The 18,658-nt window shown below is 53.7% G+C and carries 23 protein-coding genes and 1 tRNA gene; 14 read left to right on the forward strand and 10 right to left on the reverse strand.

Features of this window, described 5'->3' with window-relative positions; genetic code table 11:
• Positions 1-531 precede the first annotated feature (531 nt).
• Positions 532-1,524 carry a DUF6712 family protein gene (locus RIKMI_RS0102360; protein ID WP_027290312.1) on the forward strand — a complete coding sequence of 331 codons (993 nt, stop codon included), beginning with the start codon at positions 532-534 and terminating at the stop codon, positions 1,522-1,524.
• A 1,384-nt stretch (positions 1,525-2,908) separates the two neighbouring features.
• A complete protein-coding gene (locus RIKMI_RS12765; protein ID WP_084135308.1) occupies positions 2,909-3,811 on the forward strand; it encodes a Clp protease ClpP in 903 nt (300 codons plus the stop codon).
• Between the two features lie 548 nt (positions 3,812-4,359).
• On the opposite strand, the gene RIKMI_RS12770 is transcribed toward RIKMI_RS12765, so the two are convergent.
• Complete coding sequence (locus tag RIKMI_RS12770) at positions 4,360-5,118, reverse strand: tetratricopeptide repeat protein (RefSeq protein WP_051214263.1); 759 nt, start codon at positions 5,116-5,118, stop codon at positions 4,360-4,362.
• Positions 5,119-5,199: 81 nt separating this feature from the next.
• Here RIKMI_RS12770 and RIKMI_RS0102390 point away from each other — a divergent pair.
• The 12 genes from RIKMI_RS0102390 to RIKMI_RS0102445 all read left to right on the forward strand — a co-directional run bounded on the left by RIKMI_RS0102390 (position 5,200) and on the right by RIKMI_RS0102445 (position 12,337).
• A tRNA-Arg gene (locus RIKMI_RS0102390) sits at positions 5,200-5,273 on the forward strand.
• Between the two features lie 161 nt (positions 5,274-5,434).
• Positions 5,435-5,788 carry a hypothetical protein gene (locus RIKMI_RS0102395; RefSeq protein WP_037291386.1) on the forward strand — a complete coding sequence of 118 codons (354 nt, stop codon included), beginning with the start codon at positions 5,435-5,437 and terminating at the stop codon, positions 5,786-5,788.
• A gap of 849 nt (positions 5,789-6,637) precedes the next feature.
• The gene (locus RIKMI_RS0102400; protein WP_211224109.1) at positions 6,638-8,002 is read left to right on the forward strand and encodes an ABC transporter permease; all 1,365 of its coding nucleotides are present in this window, start codon (positions 6,638-6,640) and stop codon (positions 8,000-8,002) included.
• Positions 8,003-8,443: 441 nt separating this feature from the next.
• The gene (locus RIKMI_RS15075) at positions 8,444-8,830 is read left to right on the forward strand and encodes a hypothetical protein (protein ID WP_009126113.1); all 387 of its coding nucleotides are present in this window, start codon (positions 8,444-8,446) and stop codon (positions 8,828-8,830) included.
• A gap of 161 nt (positions 8,831-8,991) precedes the next feature.
• Entirely contained in the window at positions 8,992-9,207 is a 216-nt protein-coding gene (locus RIKMI_RS0102410) for a hypothetical protein (RefSeq protein WP_004291535.1), read from the forward strand.
• Positions 9,208-9,218: 11 nt separating this feature from the next.
• Positions 9,219-9,440, forward strand: a complete 222-nt coding sequence (locus tag RIKMI_RS0102415; RefSeq protein ID WP_004291534.1) for a hypothetical protein — start codon at positions 9,219-9,221, stop codon at positions 9,438-9,440.
• Positions 9,441-9,453: 13 nt separating this feature from the next.
• Positions 9,454-9,870 (forward strand): PcfK-like family protein, encoded by a 417-nt coding sequence (locus RIKMI_RS0102420; RefSeq protein WP_004291533.1) that lies wholly within the window; start codon positions 9,454-9,456, stop codon positions 9,868-9,870.
• On the forward strand, positions 9,867-11,198 hold the full coding sequence (locus tag RIKMI_RS0102425) for a PcfJ domain-containing protein (protein WP_004291532.1): 1,332 nt from the start codon (positions 9,867-9,869) through the stop codon (positions 11,196-11,198). The genes RIKMI_RS0102420 and RIKMI_RS0102425 overlap by 4 nt, the downstream gene beginning before the upstream one ends.
• 24 nt (positions 11,199-11,222) lie before the next feature.
• Positions 11,223-11,480, forward strand: a complete 258-nt coding sequence (locus tag RIKMI_RS0102430; RefSeq protein ID WP_004291531.1) for a hypothetical protein — start codon at positions 11,223-11,225, stop codon at positions 11,478-11,480.
• 19 nt (positions 11,481-11,499) lie between these two features.
• Positions 11,500-11,733: a DUF3873 domain-containing protein gene (locus RIKMI_RS0102435; protein ID WP_004304291.1), complete on the forward strand. Its 234-nt coding sequence runs from the start codon at positions 11,500-11,502 to the stop codon at positions 11,731-11,733.
• Positions 11,730-11,975 (forward strand): DUF6956 domain-containing protein, encoded by a 246-nt coding sequence (locus tag RIKMI_RS0102440; protein WP_004291529.1) that lies wholly within the window; start codon positions 11,730-11,732, stop codon positions 11,973-11,975. The genes RIKMI_RS0102435 and RIKMI_RS0102440 overlap by 4 nt, the downstream gene beginning before the upstream one ends.
• A gap of 53 nt (positions 11,976-12,028) precedes the next feature.
• A complete protein-coding gene (locus RIKMI_RS0102445) occupies positions 12,029-12,337 on the forward strand; it encodes a hypothetical protein (RefSeq protein ID WP_004304290.1) in 309 nt (102 codons plus the stop codon).
• Between the two features lie 33 nt (positions 12,338-12,370).
• On the opposite strand, the gene RIKMI_RS15265 is transcribed toward RIKMI_RS0102445, so the two are convergent.
• The 9 genes from RIKMI_RS15265 to traK all read right to left on the reverse strand — a co-directional run bounded on the left by RIKMI_RS15265 (position 12,371) and on the right by traK (position 18,629).
• Positions 12,371-12,760, reverse strand: coding sequence for a hypothetical protein (locus RIKMI_RS15265; RefSeq protein WP_004291527.1), 390 nt, complete (start codon positions 12,758-12,760; stop codon positions 12,371-12,373).
• Positions 12,761-12,824: 64 nt separating this feature from the next.
• Complete coding sequence (locus RIKMI_RS0102455) at positions 12,825-13,352, reverse strand: glycoside hydrolase family protein (RefSeq protein ID WP_004291526.1); 528 nt, start codon at positions 13,350-13,352, stop codon at positions 12,825-12,827.
• Positions 13,349-13,852, reverse strand: a complete 504-nt coding sequence (locus tag RIKMI_RS0102460) for a DUF3872 domain-containing protein (protein ID WP_004291525.1) — start codon at positions 13,850-13,852, stop codon at positions 13,349-13,351. Before RIKMI_RS0102460 ends, RIKMI_RS0102455 begins: the two co-directional genes overlap by 4 nt.
• On the reverse strand, positions 13,849-14,751 hold the full coding sequence (locus RIKMI_RS0102465; protein WP_004291524.1) for a toprim domain-containing protein: 903 nt from the start codon (positions 14,749-14,751) through the stop codon (positions 13,849-13,851). Before RIKMI_RS0102465 ends, RIKMI_RS0102460 begins: the two co-directional genes overlap by 4 nt.
• A gap of 7 nt (positions 14,752-14,758) precedes the next feature.
• Positions 14,759-15,334 (reverse strand): conjugal transfer protein TraO, encoded by a 576-nt coding sequence (locus RIKMI_RS0102470; RefSeq protein ID WP_004291523.1) that lies wholly within the window; start codon positions 15,332-15,334, stop codon positions 14,759-14,761.
• A 2-nt stretch (positions 15,335-15,336) separates the two neighbouring features.
• Positions 15,337-16,323 carry a conjugative transposon protein TraN gene (gene traN, locus RIKMI_RS0102475; protein WP_004291522.1) on the reverse strand — a complete coding sequence of 329 codons (987 nt, stop codon included), beginning with the start codon at positions 16,321-16,323 and terminating at the stop codon, positions 15,337-15,339.
• Positions 16,324-16,357: 34 nt separating this feature from the next.
• Positions 16,358-17,710: a conjugative transposon protein TraM gene (gene traM / locus RIKMI_RS0102480; protein ID WP_004291521.1), complete on the reverse strand. Its 1,353-nt coding sequence runs from the start codon at positions 17,708-17,710 to the stop codon at positions 16,358-16,360.
• Positions 17,691-17,978 (reverse strand): TraL conjugative transposon family protein, encoded by a 288-nt coding sequence (locus tag RIKMI_RS15090; RefSeq protein WP_018697145.1) that lies wholly within the window; start codon positions 17,976-17,978, stop codon positions 17,691-17,693. Before RIKMI_RS15090 ends, traM begins: the two co-directional genes overlap by 20 nt.
• 27 nt (positions 17,979-18,005) lie before the next feature.
• Positions 18,006-18,629 carry a conjugative transposon protein TraK gene (gene traK / locus RIKMI_RS0102490; protein ID WP_004291519.1) on the reverse strand — a complete coding sequence of 208 codons (624 nt, stop codon included), beginning with the start codon at positions 18,627-18,629 and terminating at the stop codon, positions 18,006-18,008.
• Between the last annotated feature and the right edge of the window lie 29 nt (positions 18,630-18,658).

Raw genomic sequence — 18,658 nt, forward strand, 5'->3', positions numbered from 1 at the left:
GACAGGCGTTTGTTCTTTCTTTCCCGCTCATGCCGCGGGGGTACCGGTTTCTCCCGACGCCTCATGCCGGCGGGGCACCTTCTTTTTTGGGCGAGCAAAAAAGAAGGCAAAAAAACTCGCCGGGAATGCGATTCCCCGATCCGACGGGAGTCGGAAGCGGGAAATCGCACATTCCCGGGCCAGCAGCCTCTGCCCGTACTTCAGTACCAGTGTCAGAAGCCGGAAGTGCTTTTAAACCTACGGTTAAAACAAGTTTCCGCGATAGCGGGCGGGCCGCAGCCTCCCGCAGTGGAGGCCCGCAAAATCAATCGCTCACGCGATTGTTGCGTTCCCCGCAGGCTGCGACCTTGAGTCAATAACCGTATGGTTAATTGCAACTGAAACTCGCGATACTCGTTTGGGCCTCGCTGGCCCCGGCCTTTTAACCGTACGACTACCCGACCGACAACGGGTGCGAGGTCTCCGGCACAAGGTAACCTGGGGTCGGAGCGACCTTCCTATATCGTTTATTTTTTACGTATATCGAAACTTATGCAACTGATTACCCCCGAAGAGGTGCTCGGGCTGGCATTTTCGCCCGACGACGCCATCGAAGCCGCCCACATACGGGCCTATCGGATCGAAGCCGCCCAATTGCGGTATATTCGTCCCGCATTCGGCGAGGCCATGTACCGTAAGATGATTCTCGAACAATACGACAGTTTTGTCAGCGGATACATCCGGCCGGCCCTGGCCCATTACGTCCGTTACGAACTGATCGGGGAACTGGCCGTCCGGGTTTCCGACCGCGGCGCGGTGCGTCCCTCCGCCGAAGAGAGCGAGCAGACCACCTCCGCCACCCGCAGCGACCAACAGGATCGTACGGATACTTCCCGACAGGAACTCAGCCGGATGCAGGTGGCCGACAAGACCGCCTCCGACACGACCCGGCGCACGACGACCAGCCATTCCTCCAGCGAACAAAACTCCGACGAGAGCCTGCTCCGCGAAGAAAAAGAGCAACGGACAACCGTCATCAGCGATACCGACCGTACCACGTCGGAAAGCGACAGGGCCGAACAATCCGATACGGAGCTTTCGATCATCGCCATCGAAGAGAGCGTCGTCGATCAGAGCGACGGAACCCGGAAGACCACCGACGACACGACCGCCTCGGAGGAAGAGGCCGGGGCCTCCACTCGTTCCGAAACATCCGAAAGTACCAGTGAAGTGTCGGGCAACGATACGGCTTCGACGAAAACCACCTCCGAACAGAACGACGTGACCACCCGGGAAGTTACCGCCCGGTCTACCGGGCAGACCGAAAACAACGGAACGGGGACCACCCTGCGCCGGACGTTCGGGGCTGCGACGACCGGAGAGTGGCAGCTCCTGGCACGGCAGGCATTGCGCGATGCGCGTACATTTCTGCGTTATGCCGTGGAGTATGTGGAGTCGCACCGCGACGAATTTCCCGAATACGCCCCTTTGCCGGGATTCGGCGCTTCGTGTTCGCGGCGTTGCATCGGAGGCATTGTTATGTAATATTTAACCGAAAGCCCTAAGGTTTTCTTTACCCGATAAACGAACAGGGTAAAAACGGAGGCATGGAACGGTACGGTTAATTTTATAGCCGAAGCCACCCCGGACGATCTTCCGCAGAGGAGGCCCGGTGCCGCCGGGCACTCCAGCCGGGCTGAAAGTACCCTATTCCCCGCAGGCCGCGGCCCTTTGCAAACATAATATTTAACCCTACAATTATTTTTATGGTCGGACGCCCGGGAGCGGTCGCAACTTTCGGCGCGTAGAGCGACGAATTGCGGGCCTCCCGAGGGGAGGCGTCCGGCCCGCCCGCTGACGCGGAAGCCTAATTTAACCGTAGGTTTAATTGTATGTCTTTCGCCGACAGGCGCTTGTTCTTTCTTTCCCGCTCATGCCGCGGGGGCACTTGCTTTCTTGCGCGACCAAGAAAGCAAGCAAAGAAGTCGCCGGGAATGCGATTCCCCGTTCCCGACTCACGTCGGATCGGAAAATCGCACATTCCCGGGTCAGCAGATTTTACCCTACTTCGGCACCAAGAAAGAAGCCAGGAGTACTTTTTAAACCTAGGTTTAATTATATGTCTTTCGCCGACGGGCGTTTGTTTTTCTTCGTCCGCTTATGCCGCAGGGGCACCGGTTTCTCCTGACGCCTCATGCCGGCGGGGCACCTTCTTTTTTGGACGAGCAAAAAAGAAGGCAAAAAACTCGCCGGGAATGCGATTCCCCGTTCCCGACTCTGGTGTCGGGCCGAGAAATCGCACATTCCCGGTTCGGCAGTCTTTGCCCGTACTTCGGGTACAGAGTAAGGCATCGGAAGAAATACTTATTTAAGCCTACGGTTTATTTCACTGTTTTCCCTTTGTCAGGCCGGAGCCACCCCCGGCGTAGGCCTGCAAGCAGTCCTCGCTGGCTCCGGCCTTGAATCTGCAAATTAAAAGTACGTTTTTATTGCTGCGATTCTTCCGAATCGCCGGCTTATGCGCCCAAGCGGCTCCGCCGCTTCGGGGGATGGCGCAAAGCCGAACGGAGGAAAGCATTTTAATCCTACGGTTGATTATGGTCGGAGCCAGCGGAGCCGAAACAAGCGCAGCGCAGTTGCAGGCCGCCGCCCGGGGTGGCTCCGGCCTGAGCGACCTAAAGGTCGCAAAGCATAGCCCTGTCATTCAACCCTACGTTTAAAACCAAACTTTCCGATTATATACATGAATGCTGCTATTCCGGTCCGCCCGGCCCCTCCGGGCCTTTTTGCCGGGGTTTGCACCCACCCGCGCTGCAAAACCGGGAAATATCTCCATACCCCACATCTCCTGCATACCAGTGTATATGATCGGGAAATCGTATGTATCCGATCTTTTATTGTTTAACAAACTATCTGAGGAAAAATGACGATGAAACGAGACCGAGCGATCCGCATCAACGGCGGCAAGCGGCTGACCGTCGATATCGAAGGCCCTATCGGCCTTCCGCAGGACGGCGACGTCCAACAGGCCGCCACCTATGAAAAATTCCGCGAACAGATCGACCGTATCGGTCGCAGCGGGGCACGGCAGATATGGGTCAATATCCGTTCGACCGGCGGCGACGTCCACGACGCGTTGCTGATGTACGAAGCCCTGTGCGCCCTGGCTGCCGAAGGGGCGGAAATCACCACCCTGTGCTACGGTTATACGGCTTCGGCCGCGACCGTCGTAGCCCAGGCCGCTTCGCCCGGCCGACGATTGGTTTCGGCCAACGCCCTGTACCTGATCCACAACTCCGTGACGGCTGTGGAGGGAAACTGCCAGGACGCCGAACGGGCCGTGCAGCTGCTCGACAAAACGGATGAGCGTATCGCGGAAATCTATGCCGCCCGTTCGGGCCGGGACCTCGAATCGTTCCGCGCGTTGATGGCCCGCAACGGAGGCCGCGGCGAATGGCTGTCGGCTGCCGAAACGGTGGCCGCAGGGCTGGCCGACCGGGTGTACCGTCCCTCGCCGTTATCGGCGGCGTACGACAAGGTGGCGGAGACGGTCCGGGGGATGTTCCGCAACCGACGGAACGAAGAGAGCGGAACGGAGCAGACCGTTCCGGAAATTGCGGTCTGCGCGGAGCGCCTGCCGCCGGAGACTGCGGAACGACCGGCCGAAACCGGCAGCATATTGAGGTCGCAGGTAAAGGCTTCGGCCACCCGTCCTTGCGAAGACCCTGCGGTGGTCGCCGCCGGTCTGCCGGGCGATGCGTTCGGAAACGGCTGTTCCCGCAACGGCTCCGCTTATGAAAACGATGCGGCCCGGATACGCACGGATTGTTAATAACTGTGTTGATAACTTGTCACCGACGCATGGGGTCTACGTATCGGCGAACGACCCGGGCCTCCCCCTCCTAAAAAAATGGGCTGGTACTTCCCCCAAAAAACGGGTCGTCCCTCTAAAAAACGCCCCCCCCAAAAAAGCATTATCCCATCGCGTGTTGTTGGAGGAAAGTTGCGTTCTTCGGGGTACCCCGAAGAGCGTCGGCCCGCAGCCGCCCGGTGCGGAGGGCCGCTCTGCTTGCTTACGCTCGCTCGCATCCTCCGCCGGCTACGGACCGACTCATCTTACAACACAAAAGGGGATGATTCCGAAAAAATGGGCCGGTACTCCCCCCCCCCCAAAAAATCGGGCCGCCCCCTACACTCGAGCGGGCGAGTAACCGCCCGTCCGGGGCAGTATGATCACGGGCGAATCGTCTGATGTTTATGTCCGGATTTTTCCCGGCCGGTACGCCGCCGCAAAGTCGGGCGAAAGGAGGTGCCGCCCCTGAAAAACGTATGGAAACGCCGCCGCTTATCCGGAAGAATATCCGAAAATTCGGTCTGCCGTCAGGCCTTCAACCAGGCGGGAAACTCCGGGAAGGCCCGCCATAACGGTTCCGTCCGCAGCCACAGGTGGCGGGCAGCGGCGGCGGCCGCCGGACGTTTCGAACGGATGTCGGCGAGATATTCCTGCGAAACTTCGTGGTCGGTCGCCGTCCATTCGCGCAGCAGGGCCGGGTCGTCCCGGCGCATCGCTTCGCGCAGGTCGGCCGCCGGGGTCTCCGCCCGCCGGAAAACGGCCCAGTATGCGGCCAGCCGGGTCGCCTGCGCATCCGGAGGGAGCAGGGCGACCGTTTCGTCGAACAGCTCCCACTCCTCCAACGCCCCGTAACAGAACGCCAGCAGCTCCGAGGCGTTCAGATGGTCTTCCGGGTCGCGGTCGGCCAGCAGTTCCAGCATGGCCGCCGCCATCTCGAAATCGCCGATCAGGAAGTGGTCTTCCGCCGAGTCGTACACCATGGTCAGCGCCTGCGCCGTGTAGGGGTCTTCCCAGTCGAGCGTCACGAAATCGTCGTCCGTTCCGTCCATCAGGTCGGCGACCAGCCGGCACCCCTCCAGCCGGAGCTGGCAGGCCGGGCCGATCTCGCCCGCGGCGGTCAGGCGGTCGGCCAGCGCTTCGCGTGCGGCGAAATGGGCCGGATTGGCAGCCAGCGCCTCGCGCAGGGCATTTTCGTCCGCATCCGGAGGAAGTCGGCGTGCGGGTCGGGCCGGGACGAGTTTGTAAACGGTGTCGATGACGGGTTCGATACGGAGCGGAGTTTTCATGCCGGAAAATGTTTCGGATACAAAGATAGCGACCGGATTTGGAAACCCGGCGGCGAAATGTTACTTTTGCACCGGAACGGAGGTCCCGTAGCTCAGCTGGATAGAGCAACAGATTTCTAATCTGTCGGCCACAGGTTCGAATCCTGTCGGGATCACAAGTGAAGAGGGGGCGGAGGAGGAATCTCAGCATACCGGATTACCATGTCGTAGCCTCCGGAAGAGACACAAAAGAACGGTTCGAGCAGTCCTTTTTTATGCGAAATCCTTAAAAACGGCCAAGTTTGCAGCGGGATATTTCACAAATATGTCACACCCCATGGCCACCTTCCGCACCAACGTCCTATCCCACTGTCTGAAAAAAGCAGTGGCCGTATTTCCGGGCTCGGTATTTTATGGTATTATTCTATGGGTTGCCTGCACGGAGATCGCTTTTCGCCGTCGTGTACGACAACAAGCAGACGGGCGGCAAATATTTTGTAAATCCGATTATACAATACACCGATATACCAATAATATATTTATATACGACTTTACCCAAAATCGGGGAGCGATCTCCCTGAACGGCCCTGCGGTGCCGCTCGGCACGGGGGACCGGGGCTTTGCTCTGCTTGAGGAGGCGGGCGCGGGCCGAAATATACTGAAAATCAAGCGTGCATATAAGATAGGGTAAAGTCGTATATACTCCTAATATTAAAATATATAAGTTTCCCCGGACGGCTTCCAGCCGTCCGGGGAGCGAGCCGAAAAAATATCGACGAAAACTAAGCAGGTATATCTGAAGTATATAATAGGGTTTGTAAAAACCGGGAGCGTTAGTCGTTTGCAGTTCGTATCTTCCTAACGCGGCGGCACGACTTTGGACATCGATCGATTACGAAAAGCAGGCATAGGAAACCGAAGCTCGTCTTCTCTTGCCGGTATCGGCCGGTCGGACAACGAACGGAATATTCAAGAAGCCCTTCAACAGATAATTCGTCGTCATCGCTCGATGGTCCCGCCACGGTTTCGACATCTTTGCACCCCAGGTCCCGTATAACCAAACAACCGATGAAATCGCCGGTACTTACATGGATTAATGCCAGGTGGCTATATACGAATTTACACCGATTTCCATATGCTCCCGTTTCGGTTCCGCATCAGACGTTTTTCAGTTGTCGGAGAGGGGACGACGCAGGCCGAGAAACAGATACTGTGTAAAAATATATGATATTATAACGGAGATTGTACCGAATATTATTCACATTAGATCGATACGATTTTATCCGGAACCACAGATTTGGCAATTTCCCGACGATTCCCGTCTGTCATGCAGGCCGTCGTTTTTTAGGGGATGCGCAAGGCATCATGGACATGGGAAAGGTCGGTTCGGAAAATTATCACCCGATTTTGGCCCCATATGTTAAAAGAATATCAATCTTGACTATCGAACAATAAAATGTTATCTTTTGTAAAAATCCCCATTAAATACGTGGATTTTAATTTTAAATTTCTATTTTTGATAAAGATAAAAGTCTTACCTATGTTACAAAATATACGCGCGGCTTTTCAAGCTTTACATCGACACAGACGAACAGCGAAGTTAAATGTTTTCGGATTCGCCATCGCCCTGTCGGCCGTGATCCTGATCGGTCTGTACGCCTGGCGGGAACTGACCGTCAATCTGTACCACCAAGATGTTGAACGCATTTACAAGATTTCCGGTTGGGCGGCTCCCTATCCGCTGGCGACTACGATCGCCGGAGGAGTTTCGGAAATCGAAGCGATCACGAATATCTTTTCGACCAACGGAATCTGCGGACTGGAATCGGCCGACGGAAAGGCGGTCAATACCCGTTTCGGCTTCGCGGCTGTCGATCCGGACTTTTTCGATGTTTTCACTTTTCCGGTTGTAGCCGGCGACCCGCGCAACCCGTTGCCGGATGTCCGTTCGATCGCCCTGACGGAGAGTGCGGCCGAATCCCTGTTCGGCGACGACAATCCGATCGGCCAAACCGTTATTACGACAGGTTTGGAAGGCCGCGGTCCCTATGTGGTCACGGCCGTACTGAAAGAAGTACCGTTGAACTCGTCGATCCGGTTCTCGGTCGTTTTTCGCTTCAATCCGAATATGAACCCGGGGGGTGGTATTCCGTACGGGCAAAATTGGAAAGCATGGGACTGCGAAGTGTTCGCCAAACTGGTGCCCGGAGCGGAGGTGGAAACCGTCAATCGAAAAATGCAGGAAGTGGTGCGAGCGCGCGGTCATTTGAGGTACGAAGTGGAACGGGTCGTCCTGTATCCGTTGTCGGATATCTATTTCAACCGACCGCAGGTGTGGACCCGTTTTGCCGGGGGAGAATACAGCAAAGTGATGGCCATGATCGTGGTCGGCGCTATTATTCTGCTGATGGCGATCATGAATTTCTTCAACCTGTCTACCGCCAGCAGTCTGGTCCGTTCGAAAGAGATCGGGTTGCGTAAGGTGAACGGAGCCACCCGACGCGAGTTGATCGTCCAGTTTCTCAGCGAGTCCGTCGGAGTGACGCTGATCGCCATGGTGCTGGCGCTGATTATCGTCAATCTGATCCTCCCGTTGTTCGGTTTGTTTGTCGGTGTTCCGTATCCGCCGATTCTGCTGACCCATCCGTGGGAGTGGCTGTTGCTGGTCGGCGGAAGCCTGGCCGTCGGGTGTATCGCCGGTAGTTATCCCGCTTTTTATTTGAGCAGCATCGACCCGATACGGGCAATCTATTCGGAGAGGACTCAGACAGGTTTCGGCGTCGCGCTGTTCCGTAAGGTGCTGATCGTATTCCAACTGGTCGCCAGTATCGCTATCATGGCATGCGTCTTTGTCATTTCGGGCCAGTTGAACTATTTGCGGACCGAAGTTACGAAAAGAGTGTAATTTATTGGAAATGAGCGTAGGTTAATTGCTCTTGATAGTAATAGGTTACGATTTAGTTAGTTATCTACTGCATTATCCTTCTGCGCGTTGCGTAACCTTCAAAGAACTCTTCGTATGCAAAAGTAGCTATTTAATTCGAGATTTTGATATAAACTCCCGTTTTTTATCCCCTCATTCATAAGAATTTTCCGTAAAAGCGGTATTGTCCGTCGGCACACCATTGCCCAAAACGAGTTTGGAACAAACGTGTGCCGACTACCGCATAGCTGGAGAAAAGGGCATTGCCTCACGCCTAAACGATGTTTAGACAGATGAAGCAATGCCCCTTTCTTTTGCGCCTATGCCAAGAGATGCTTTTACGGGTTTTCAAATGATTTTTCTTTTTTCGCTGTCTCTTTTGCCGGAAGCGGAAAGTGAATGCAGAGTGTGTCAGCCTGCCCCATGAATGAAACAGGCGCCCACACACAGCCGGACAAACCGGGAAGAATGATTGTTGCCACCCGGCTGAACAAGTTCCGTCGGATCGGAAACAATCATACTTCCTTTGTTGTGGTTTGCCCTTTTCACGCTTCCGGTGATGTCTTTTTCCTTTTGGTGATTCTTTTTTTTACGGATTTTCCCCTGAAGTTTTTTTCTACACAATCTGCCTCTGTTTTCGTTTACCTCCATTTTGCGCCTTTCAGTAAGCCGCATCAGTCAGTCATTTTCGTTCTGGGCGCAAAGGTAATTCCGGGATTGGACGGGAAAGCAAGGTCAAGCCTCCTGTTTTCGGTAAAAATCTCCAGCCCTGCGGGTAGTATTTTGACCGAAAAACCTTGCATTCCCTAATCCCTACCTTTTCAAGCACCCGAAACGAAAACGACCGATGCGACAGAAAGACGCATAAAAAAAATGTCGGATAAACGAGAGGCAGATAAGATAGTTTGAAACTCAACTCCCTCAGCTCTTGAATCCGCATTAAAAACAAAAAAATCAAAAACAGCGAAGATATGACGGCAACGGCAAATTTCAGACAAATGGCGCAACACATCGGGTTGGCGATATGCGGCTTGATGATGCGCACCGCCTTCGGGGTGTTCGGCATCCTTTGGGGCATCATCAGAGAGATTGTAAACGGAGTGTTCCGAGTGGCGATAGGTGTAATCGTGGCTATCCTTTCCACCATTGCCTTCTTTGGCTTCATCCTTTGGTTATTCACCCTTTAACCCTTACCGACATGGCAAAAAGAAACAGCAAGACGGCAGCGCAGCAGTGCAGATATTACGAGGTGGACAACATCTTCGTGTATATGGTGGAAACGTACATCAACGGCAATTTTGAAACTTTCCGAAGATTGTACCACGAACTGAACAAGGACGCACGGAGGGATTTCATGGACTTCCTTCTCAGCGAGGTAGAGCCGACCTATTGGAGAGAGATACTGAAACAGATAATCTAAAAATGACAGCGATATGAAAGGAACAGACCATTTCAAGAGAACGATATATATGTACTTGGAACAGCGTGCGGAGGAAGATGCGCTATTTGCAAAGAAGTACCGCAACCCTGCCAAGAACATGGACGAGTGCGTGACCCACATTCTGAACTATGTGCAGAAAAGCGGTTGCAACGGTTTCACGGACGGAGAGATATTCGGGCAAGCCATCCACTACTATGAGGAAAACGAGATAGAGGTGGGCAAACCGATGGACTGCCAAGTGGTTGTGAACCACGTTGTGAAACTCACGGCAGAGGAAAAGGCGGAGGCACGTCAGAACGCTGTCCGCAAATACCAAGAGGAGGAACTCCGCAAGTTGCAGAACCGCCACAGACCGTCAGCGAGAAAAGAAAACCAACCCCAACCCTCATTATTTGATTTAGGCTTATGAAACCGAAGACCAAGATACAGAAAGAGGTGGCAAGACTTTCCGCCAACCTTCGCCCCATATCAGCGACACAAATAGATTGGGCATACCGCCACTGCGTTGAGCATATCGGCTACCGCACCAAGAAAGGGAACATCACCTGTTCCGACTGCGGTCACGAGTGGCACAGCGACAGCGGACTATGCGACACCCTTGAAGGCTGCACCTGCCCCAAATGCCATGCCGAACTCAAAGTGCAGGACACACGCAGACGCATCTACAAGGAAACGCAGAATTTCAGCGTGATAACCACCTGCAAAGGGTATCAGGTAATCCGCGTGGCGCAGGTCAGATGCGAGAGCAGGAAAGGCGAACCGATGCGTTTCTACTGCCACGAGGTCGTGCAGCGTTGGATTTCACCCGACGGCAAGGTTACGGACATGGCGTTGCTCCGTGGCTTCCTTTTCTGCTATTGCGATGTGTGGGCATTAGGCAGCGATATGGAGGTAAGACCGCACAACAGCCTATACGATGATGTGGTGGCAAGAAGCTGTGCATATCCAAAGATGAGGATATTGCCCCAACTCAGACGTAACGGCTTCAAGGGCGATTTCCACGGCATCTCCCCCGTGCGTCTTTTCAAAGCCTTGCTTTCAGACCCAAGAATTGAAACCCTTATGAAAGGCGGTGAGATTGAGGTCATGAAACACTTTCTTTTCAATACCCGTACTGCCGATGAATGTTGGGCATCATATCTGATTGCCAAGCGTCACAAGTATCAGATAGACAACCTCTCAATGTGGTGCGACTATCTGCGTATGCTCAAAAAACTCGGTCAAGACCTCCGTAACCCGAAGAACATCTGTCCCGAAGATTTCATGGCGGCACACGACAACGCAACCCGAAAAATTGAAGCCATACACGAGAAGGAAAGAGCCGCAGAGCAACGCCGTTGGGAGATTGAAAGGCGTGAGCGTGAGCAACAGCGACAACTCCAACGAAAGAAAGATGCGGAGGATTTCATCGCCAACAAATCCAAATTCTTCGGCTTGGTAATCACGGACGAGGAAATAATCGTCAAGGTGCTTGAAAGCATAGACGAGTATTACAACGAGGGCAAGACGCAGGGCATCTGCGTGTTTGGCAGTGGATACTACAAGAAAGCCGACACCCTCATACTATCGGCAAGGATTGGCGATGAGATTATTGAAACCGTAGAGGTGGACTTGCGAACCCTCGAAGTGGTGCAGTGCCACGGCAAGCACAACCAGGACACCGAATATCACGAGCGCATCATAGACCTTGTGAACAAGAACGCCAACCTTATCCGTGAGCGGATGAAAGCGGCATAGCATAACCCCTAAAACAACATTGATATGGAAGTAAGAATTGAAAGTATGATTTGTGTGTGGGATGATGCAATCCCCACGATGTTCCTTGAATTTGTGAACCTCCTCACTCTCACAACGAGTGAGGGGGAATTGAGAAAGAGCGTAAAGGAGTTTGCCGAGAAGCACGAACTTGACAAGTTTTTCCTTTACGGCTTCGGCTCACACCATTTCTACCTGCACCAACGCTACACAAGCAACCCCGAAATGGTGATGAAGAACAGAGTTCTGTCAGTACATTTTTAACCATCTAAAAAGCAACATTATGACAACACGAATGACCATCAACGGAGTAAGCACCTGCGCGGAAGCAGGTACGGAGAAATACGAGCGTTTCCAATCGGGTATCGGAAGACGCAGGCGGACACTTGTGCAGTACGACTACCGCCACCCCATAGACAGAGAATTGTTCTCTTGTGTCAAACCCACGTTGGACGAGTGCCGAGCCGCACGGGACAAGTGGCTGAACGCAAAGAAGGGAAAGGAGGACAGACTATGAACACGACCTATCAAACGCTGATAGTCAAGTTCAGCGAACCTATCACGGCATTGGACGGTATCTTTGACGATACCGGAGCGTGGGGAACGGACACCCTCAAGGGGTGGATAGATGATTACGAAAGCACACGTTTCACCGCCACCGACAGCCATACGGCAGTCATCACGAGCGAGTACAATATGGAATGTGTGAAAGAGTGGCTACAACGGCAGACCCCCATTTCCGAAATGCGAGAATTTTGAACGGGATGGCGGTGTCCGCACCGCCAATACTTAAAACCCTAAAAACAAAAGATATGATAGCCAAGACGATATTACAGCAGATAGGCGGAAAACGCTTCACCGCCATGACAGGTAGCCGTGATTTCATAGATATGGGCAACGGCTTACGGATGAGCCTTGCAAGGAACAAAACAAGTGCCAACCGCCTTGACATCATCTATGACGAAGGGGCAGACCTCTACAATATGCGCTTCTACCGCAGGACGTTCAGCAAAAAGACCTTTGAGTGCAAGACAAAGGACATTGCCGTACACGAGGGTATCTATTTTGATATGCTGGAGGAAATGTTCACGATGGTGACGGGACTTTACACACGCTTTTGAGTGGCGGGGCGGCGAGAGCCGCCCTACTTTCTTTCAGTGAGCATGATGGCGGACAAAGAAAGTAGCAAAGAAACCTTTGTCCAATCTGCGATAACTAAAAAATCCGCAAGTAAAACTTGCGGAGGCTATATATTGGGTCGTTATTTTTTGGTGGAGGGGAATGATAATCTCGAACCGTTGAACTACACATTTCTGCTTCGTCTCCATTTCCCCCAACGATTTGATACGTTCAATCATTTTTGTTGTTCCTTTCTGAATTTTCCTAAATACTTTCTTCATAATTTCGCTATACTTTTTATGGTTAATAACTATGTTTTGTATTGCTCTCACAACACTTACAACTTGAAGTGTTATTTGGAAACCGATAGGCAAAAATGGCTCAACGATGTCAATTAACGAGAAAATCCTACGATAATCTATCAAGTGATAGAGCAAAAGACGTGCCAAGTTAAATATGGCACGTCTTTTGCCAGTTTTGTCAGTCCTTTTATGGGATATACAACAGCGCAAACTCCGCCTTTCTCCGTTTGAGCAGCATGGCGTGGCGTTTTCCTTTGTAGTTGCAGAAGGCTATATACTCACGGTAGATGTTCCTGTCACCAGCTTCCAGCTTCTTGATTAAGGTGCTTTTGGGGATTGTTTTGCTGCCTAACAGCTTCGCCGGTCCCACATTGTAAGCTAACGTGCCAAGCAAAATCGAATCAACCCCGAATTTACGGAACATGGCGACAAATTTGCGCAGGTCTTTCCGCAAAAGTTCATCCGCATCCCGTTTTGTCATGGTTCGTGCCGAATACTTCTCGTTTGGCAAAAGTTTGTGACCCCAACCGACGTATGGGTAGTGTTTTTCTGAGTGCCAGCCTTCAAAGTAGCGGCAGCATAAAAAAGCACGTTCCATAAGCGGCAGTCGGTAGATTGCCGCCTGCCCGTCCGTTCCCTCTTGGCGGCTGATCTGCGCGGACACAGAACAGACCGTCAGAAGTGAACAGAGCATTGTCATGAATACACGCATCATTTCAACAAGGGGCTGAAGTTGCCGATGGGAACGATGGTAAGATCGTCGTCCTTTACATTCCTGTTGTTGAAGTCAAATTCCAGTTCGTAGGAGTTGCTAAAGTTATCCTCCACCACCACGATGAAATTATGCGCCTCATCACCCGCCGCCGTGTAGTACAGGCGGAATTTTTCGTTCTCCAGCAGGTAGCGGTCGTTAGGCAGGAAGGTGATGCCGTTATCCATTTTGAGCGAGCCTTCCCCCTCGAACTGGAAATAGCGGATGGTATAGAGCGTACCCGAAAAGTCGCCCTCCTTTTTCAGTTCACAGCGGATTTCCACTGTCTGCCCCTTTACTACCTTGTTCGGCACGGGCATGACCTCCACCGTGAAGGGATAGGACTGCTGGATGTCCATGTCATCGTCACATGACACGAGGGTGAATGACATGGCGGCTATCAGGCATAACGCCACTGCCTTGAATATTGATGTTCTCTTGTTTCTGTTGTTCAGTATGTTCATTGTTCTTCGATTTTTAGATGGTTGTTTTTCTGTTTTTTCGTTGTCAGTTGCAGGTACTCGTTCAAGTCCTTGCAACCGTCATAGAGGGAGGAACGGTCGGTGACACGTTCCCCGTATCGCATGGTAAGTGCGGCAAGCGTCCGCCGTCCGGCTTCGTCACGGTCGAGGAAGCAGCCGATGCGCCCGTATCCGTCCAGCAATCCCGCCGCCTTCTCCACGTTGGCGACTGAGTTCAGCACAAGACAGTCAGCGTTACCGGTTACACCAAGCGTCACGGCAGAGAGAAAGTCCATGAAGCCCTCGAACACGAGGCACTCGTCAGCCGGGATGTCATTCGCCTTTACCAGTGATACAGACTTCGGAGGTATGCAACCCTTGAAATATCGGCTTCTGACTTCATAGCCACCTGCCATGTTCGGAAAGCCAACGGCAAAATACCGTTTCCCACGCACACCGTAGTTCAAGCGGCAGCAGTGACGGGATGCGATGGCGTAAGGGATGCCCCGTTCCTCTAAATACTCCGTCAGCAGTGAGCGGAGCAGCGGAGCGACCTCCACATCCTCAAAAACGGATTCGGTCGGCTTCGAGAGATAGACGGGCTTTTCCCATCCGGCAACCGTCATATTGGCGGCTTCCGCTATGAACTTCGCTTGCTTCATGAAGTCATCGCTTTGCAGAAACTCCCCGGCAAGCGTGAAGATGTCGCCGCCCTTGCCCAAACCGAAGTCGTACCAGAGCTGTTTCGCCACGTTCACACGGAAAGAGGATGTGCGCTCGCCCCTGTACGGGGCAAGATACCACAGCTCGTTACCGCTCCTTCTGACAGGCTCATGCCCCAGCCGTGCGAGAAAATCCGCAAGCGGCATCCTTCTGACAGCATCTATTTCCGTCCTTTCCATGCCCGTGTCAGTTGATGATGAACTTGATACCGACCCCGAACTGCGTGTGGAACTTCCGTGTGTCGCCACCCCAAAGGCAACGCTCCCGCAGGTTGGCAAGCAGGGCGATACGGTCTGCCACGTAACACTCCACATCGAGCGTCAGCGCACCGCCGTAGATGAAGGCGTCCCGGTCGTGCAGCGTGGAGCCGTCATGCAGCACCTTCTTCCCCCAATTTACCGCCTCATATCCGGCGAGAGCCGAAGCCCCGGCATAGACGAAAACAATCTTTCGGGCGTCCGACAGTATCTTGAAGTAATAGCCGCCCTCCGCCGTGAACTGCGCCACGGGTATCTTGGTGTCCTTGTAGGGATTGTTCTTCAACAGGTATTCGCCACCGAACACCCACTTGTTCCCCTTCTTCGTGTAGGTGGAGAGAGCCGCCCCGAAGCTGTACCCGCCGTCCTTGCCGCCGAGATTGAAGCCGTCCGCCATGTCCGCCCTCACCTCGATGCCCTGCATCTTCGGCAGACACCGCTGGGCGTGCGCCTGCCCTGTAAAAAGGGCAAGCGACGCGATGATTATTGCGATGTACTTTCTCATGGTCAGCGTACTTGAAGTTCGTTGATGGTACCCGCGCGTACCAAATCCTCGTTCTCAATCACGAAGGACTGGTGACGGCCGCCGTTCTTCTCGTTCAATTCCACCACGAGGCACTTGTCATCGGGGATGGTGAACTTCGCCATCGTGAAGACCGTGCGCTCGCTCTTTTTGCCCGGCACGAGGGTGGCGTAGTTCTGCGCGCGGAGCGGCAGAATAATCTGCTCCTGCACGGCAGTACGCTTCGCAACCTTCTTGTCCACGATTTTCCAAGTGATGTAGTCCACATCGAAAGGCACGTTGCTCTGGTTCTTTATCTCCGTGTGGAAATAAAGCAAGCCGTTGTGCGTGTAGATGCCTTTCAACAGGTATTGGATGCCGAAACGCTTGCAGCCGATATGCTTCACCTCGCGCTTGTTCTGTTTGTGGATGGACTTCATGATAAGGCGCACCAGCATCGGGCTTTCGCTGCCCAGCTCTTTCAGATAGATTTCCTGCGCGTTGTTCGGGCGGTTCACCGTGCTGCCGTCATGGATGAAGTCGCACATCTCCACGTTGAGCAACAGCGGTTCGGCGGCGTACTTCACGTTGAAGGTGTAGAAACTGCCGTCCTCCGTGATGACGGACATATTCGTTTCGTTGGGAAAATTCCTTACGGTAGCCTTCACACGGATGATGTTCTCCGCTCCGTCGGCTTTCCCGGCAATCAGGTCGGGCGAGCCTAAATCGACATAGCGCACCTCCGCCGGAAAAATGACGTGGACGGTCTTGTCGTAGGTCACTTCCAGACCGTGCGGCGGTATCATGCGGTCGAAGGTCAGCTTGCGTGACAGCCCGTGATATAGGTCGCCGTCCGCCTCCTTCTGCGGATAGACCTCCTTCGTCAAGGTCGGTTGTTCACTTCCGTTGGTCGTTTCAACGGTTACATTCTCCTGCGCGTTGGCAGTTATGATGCCCATAGCGAGGGCAAACATGATGATTACTTTTCTCATTACTTTTGGATTTTAGTGGTAATTTTTATTGTTTTCAATATTTTTCTTGGTAAAGCATGACCCTGTACCCGGCTTTCAGATGCACCTTGACGGTTCGCATCTTTTTGGCGATGTACTGGCTCGTGCCTTGTATCAGCCCCTTGCCCAAGTCGGAGGCGAGCTGCGCCCCGGCATTGGTGGAGATGTTGATGCTGCTTCCCAGCGAGCCGCCCATGTTGGCGGCGACCTCCCGGACGGCGTTCATCTCCATCGAGTTCGGGATGAAGATGCCGGGCTGTCCGTCCGTGTCATAGACCGCAAGCTCCACGGGGATAATCGTGCCGTCGTATTCCAGCGAGGTAATCTCGATGTCGAGCCGCTCACCCTGTATCTTGCCCGTGCCGACCACCACCGCACCCCGGGGTATTGTCCTGCCTGCCACCGCCATAGGCTCCAGCAGGCGCAGCCTTACCGTCTGCCCGTCCGTCACGCTCTGCGCCCCATGCACGCACGCCGGTATGGTGTTCCTGTCCAATACCTCCGCCGTGCCGACAGCCGTGTTGAAACCCCGGTTGCGTTCCTGCGATAAGGCGGCGACAAACTCCGCGTTACTCATAGGCTGTGAGAGTGAAGAAACTACTTGATGCTCCACCTGTCTGATAGGCATTGCCTTGTTCTTCTTCCCTTTCTGCACGGTAGTTGGCTCTGCCCTCTGTTCCGCCGATGGCTGTCCTCCGTTCTGACCGCCCATGTACTTTGCCGCCAGCTCGTAGGACTTCTCCATAAGAGCCACCTGCTCGTCCATAGAGGAAGCCTTGCCCCTCTCGCTTTCCAGTTCCGACTCCAGCGATGCGATGCGCTCCAACAATTCGTCCATCTCCGCATTGTCGTTTTTCGGCTGGTCGTAGAAGTTTCCGAGCGTGGCGTTCAGGTCACGGTAGGCGGCTGCGGAGGACTGGATGGTCTGCGGCGTGGCTGGCTTTGCCCTTTCTTCCTTGCCGCCCGGATTGGCGAGGTCGAAGTCCACTCCGTTCTCCGTTCCCGCTATCTCGCGGTCGAACATGTCGCCCAGCTGCCCGATGGCACGGTTGCGGCTCTCCTGACGCTCTTCCATCTCCCCATGCTCGTAGGCTTTCAGCTTGTCGCCGATAATCTGCCGGTTCGCCTTGTCAGCGTCGGGCATCTCGGTGTTGTATCCGTCCGTTCCCGGCGGTTGCTCCTTGCCGGAGGACGGGGCGAATATCAGCCACATCGCCCCGATGAACACCAACACCATAGCGGGCAGCACGATCATCTTCTGCCGTTTCAGCCGTTGCGCCTCTGTCAGCGGTTCGCGCTCCTTTTTCGGTTTCCCCGTTTCGGGAGCAGCTTTGTTCTCTTTCGTCGGTTCATTCTTTGTCTGTTCCATATAAATAAGGTGTTAAGTGATTGCCTGTTTCCGCCGGGGTCGGCAGTTCCACCCGTCCGGCGTGTCCCGTTTCCATATGTGAGCCGTCGTTCCTGCCGATGTCATAGACGGCTCTGCCGAAGGTGTAAAGGGCAAGCACCGCGAAGGCGGCGAACATCCCCAGCACGATGCGGCGGCGTGTTTCCGGCGGCAAGCCGTCCAGATACCCTTTGAGACTTGCCGCCAAGCGTTTCCGTTTGTCGTGGAGTTTCCAATACATGCCCCACATTGATTTTCTGATACTTTTCATGTCCTGTTACCGTTTGATAGTCTGTAAATCCTTGTTCTCAATGATGGTGAAACCCTCGATGGTAAAACCGTTCGGGTTGTCATCCGACCGCGATGCGTTCAGCAGGCGGCAGGTGGTCACGAGGCTGCGCTCGGTGACGTTGCTCTGCCGGATGATTTTCTGTGTGGCGTAGGTCACGGCACGGTAGGGATAGGCGTTGAAGTCGCACACCACGCTGTCCACCTTCAGCACTTGGTTGATGTTCCCGGCGATGATGCGGTTGTAGTACCCCTTCTCCGCGAAGTCCGAATAATAGTGGTACACGCTCTTGTCCGCCAGCAGCAAGGCACGTTTCACGTTGTGTTCAATCGCGCTTTTTTCAGGTGATAGCGTGAAGAACATCTCGTGGAAACGGCGCACATGTTCCCGTGCCTCCGCCGGGCGGTTCTGCGACAAATCCTGAGACAAGGCGAGCATCAGGCTCTTGCCGTTGTCCAGCACATAGATTTTCTCCCGTTGCTTCTCTGCGAAACGGTAGGAGTTCCACACGCTCCACACCGTCACCACGGCGCACAGCGAGAGGAAGACGATACCGAACAGGCGTATCTGCCTGAACGACGATTCGATGTTTCTAAGTGATTTGAATTCCATTTATATTTTCCAATTTATGATTGCACATT

It is taken from the genome of Rikenella microfusus DSM 15922 (genome assembly GCF_000427365.1).
GTDB lineage: Bacteria > Bacteroidota > Bacteroidia > Bacteroidales > Rikenellaceae > Rikenella > Rikenella microfusus.

Coding starts and splice junctions, on each gene's coding strand:
- RIKMI_RS0102415 (WP_004291534.1), top strand. CDS start 9,219: ATGGCAAAAAGAAACAGCAAGACGGCAGCGCAGCAGTGCAGATATTAC.
- RIKMI_RS12770 (WP_051214263.1), bottom strand. CDS start 5,118: ATGAAAACTCCGCTCCGTATCGAACCCGTCATCGACACCGTTTACAAA.
- RIKMI_RS0102430 (WP_004291531.1), top strand. CDS start 11,223: ATGGAAGTAAGAATTGAAAGTATGATTTGTGTGTGGGATGATGCAATC.
- RIKMI_RS0102470 (WP_004291523.1), bottom strand. CDS start 15,334: ATGAGAAAGTACATCGCAATAATCATCGCGTCGCTTGCCCTTTTTACA.
- RIKMI_RS0102410 (WP_004291535.1), top strand. CDS start 8,992: ATGACGGCAACGGCAAATTTCAGACAAATGGCGCAACACATCGGGTTG.
- RIKMI_RS0102360 (WP_027290312.1), top strand. CDS start 532: ATGCAACTGATTACCCCCGAAGAGGTGCTCGGGCTGGCATTTTCGCCC.
- RIKMI_RS12765 (WP_084135308.1), top strand. CDS start 2,909: ATGAAACGAGACCGAGCGATCCGCATCAACGGCGGCAAGCGGCTGACC.
- RIKMI_RS0102460 (WP_004291525.1), bottom strand. CDS start 13,852: ATGAACATACTGAACAACAGAAACAAGAGAACATCAATATTCAAGGCA.
- RIKMI_RS0102395 (WP_037291386.1), top strand. CDS start 5,435: ATGGCCACCTTCCGCACCAACGTCCTATCCCACTGTCTGAAAAAAGCA.
- RIKMI_RS0102435 (WP_004304291.1), top strand. CDS start 11,500: ATGACAACACGAATGACCATCAACGGAGTAAGCACCTGCGCGGAAGCA.
- RIKMI_RS0102425 (WP_004291532.1), top strand. CDS start 9,867: ATGAAACCGAAGACCAAGATACAGAAAGAGGTGGCAAGACTTTCCGCC.
- traN (WP_004291522.1), bottom strand. CDS start 16,323: ATGAGAAAAGTAATCATCATGTTTGCCCTCGCTATGGGCATCATAACT.
- RIKMI_RS0102445 (WP_004304290.1), top strand. CDS start 12,029: ATGATAGCCAAGACGATATTACAGCAGATAGGCGGAAAACGCTTCACC.
- RIKMI_RS15090 (WP_018697145.1), bottom strand. CDS start 17,978: ATGTGGGGCATGTATTGGAAACTCCACGACAAACGGAAACGCTTGGCG.
- RIKMI_RS0102465 (WP_004291524.1), bottom strand. CDS start 14,751: ATGGAAAGGACGGAAATAGATGCTGTCAGAAGGATGCCGCTTGCGGAT.
- traM (WP_004291521.1), bottom strand. CDS start 17,710: ATGGAACAGACAAAGAATGAACCGACGAAAGAGAACAAAGCTGCTCCC.
- RIKMI_RS0102440 (WP_004291529.1), top strand. CDS start 11,730: ATGAACACGACCTATCAAACGCTGATAGTCAAGTTCAGCGAACCTATC.
- RIKMI_RS0102455 (WP_004291526.1), bottom strand. CDS start 13,352: ATGATGCGTGTATTCATGACAATGCTCTGTTCACTTCTGACGGTCTGT.
- traK (WP_004291519.1), bottom strand. CDS start 18,629: ATGGAATTCAAATCACTTAGAAACATCGAATCGTCGTTCAGGCAGATA.
- RIKMI_RS0102420 (WP_004291533.1), top strand. CDS start 9,454: ATGAAAGGAACAGACCATTTCAAGAGAACGATATATATGTACTTGGAA.
- RIKMI_RS0102400 (WP_211224109.1), top strand. CDS start 6,638: ATGTTACAAAATATACGCGCGGCTTTTCAAGCTTTACATCGACACAGA.
- RIKMI_RS15075 (WP_009126113.1), top strand. CDS start 8,444: ATGAATGAAACAGGCGCCCACACACAGCCGGACAAACCGGGAAGAATG.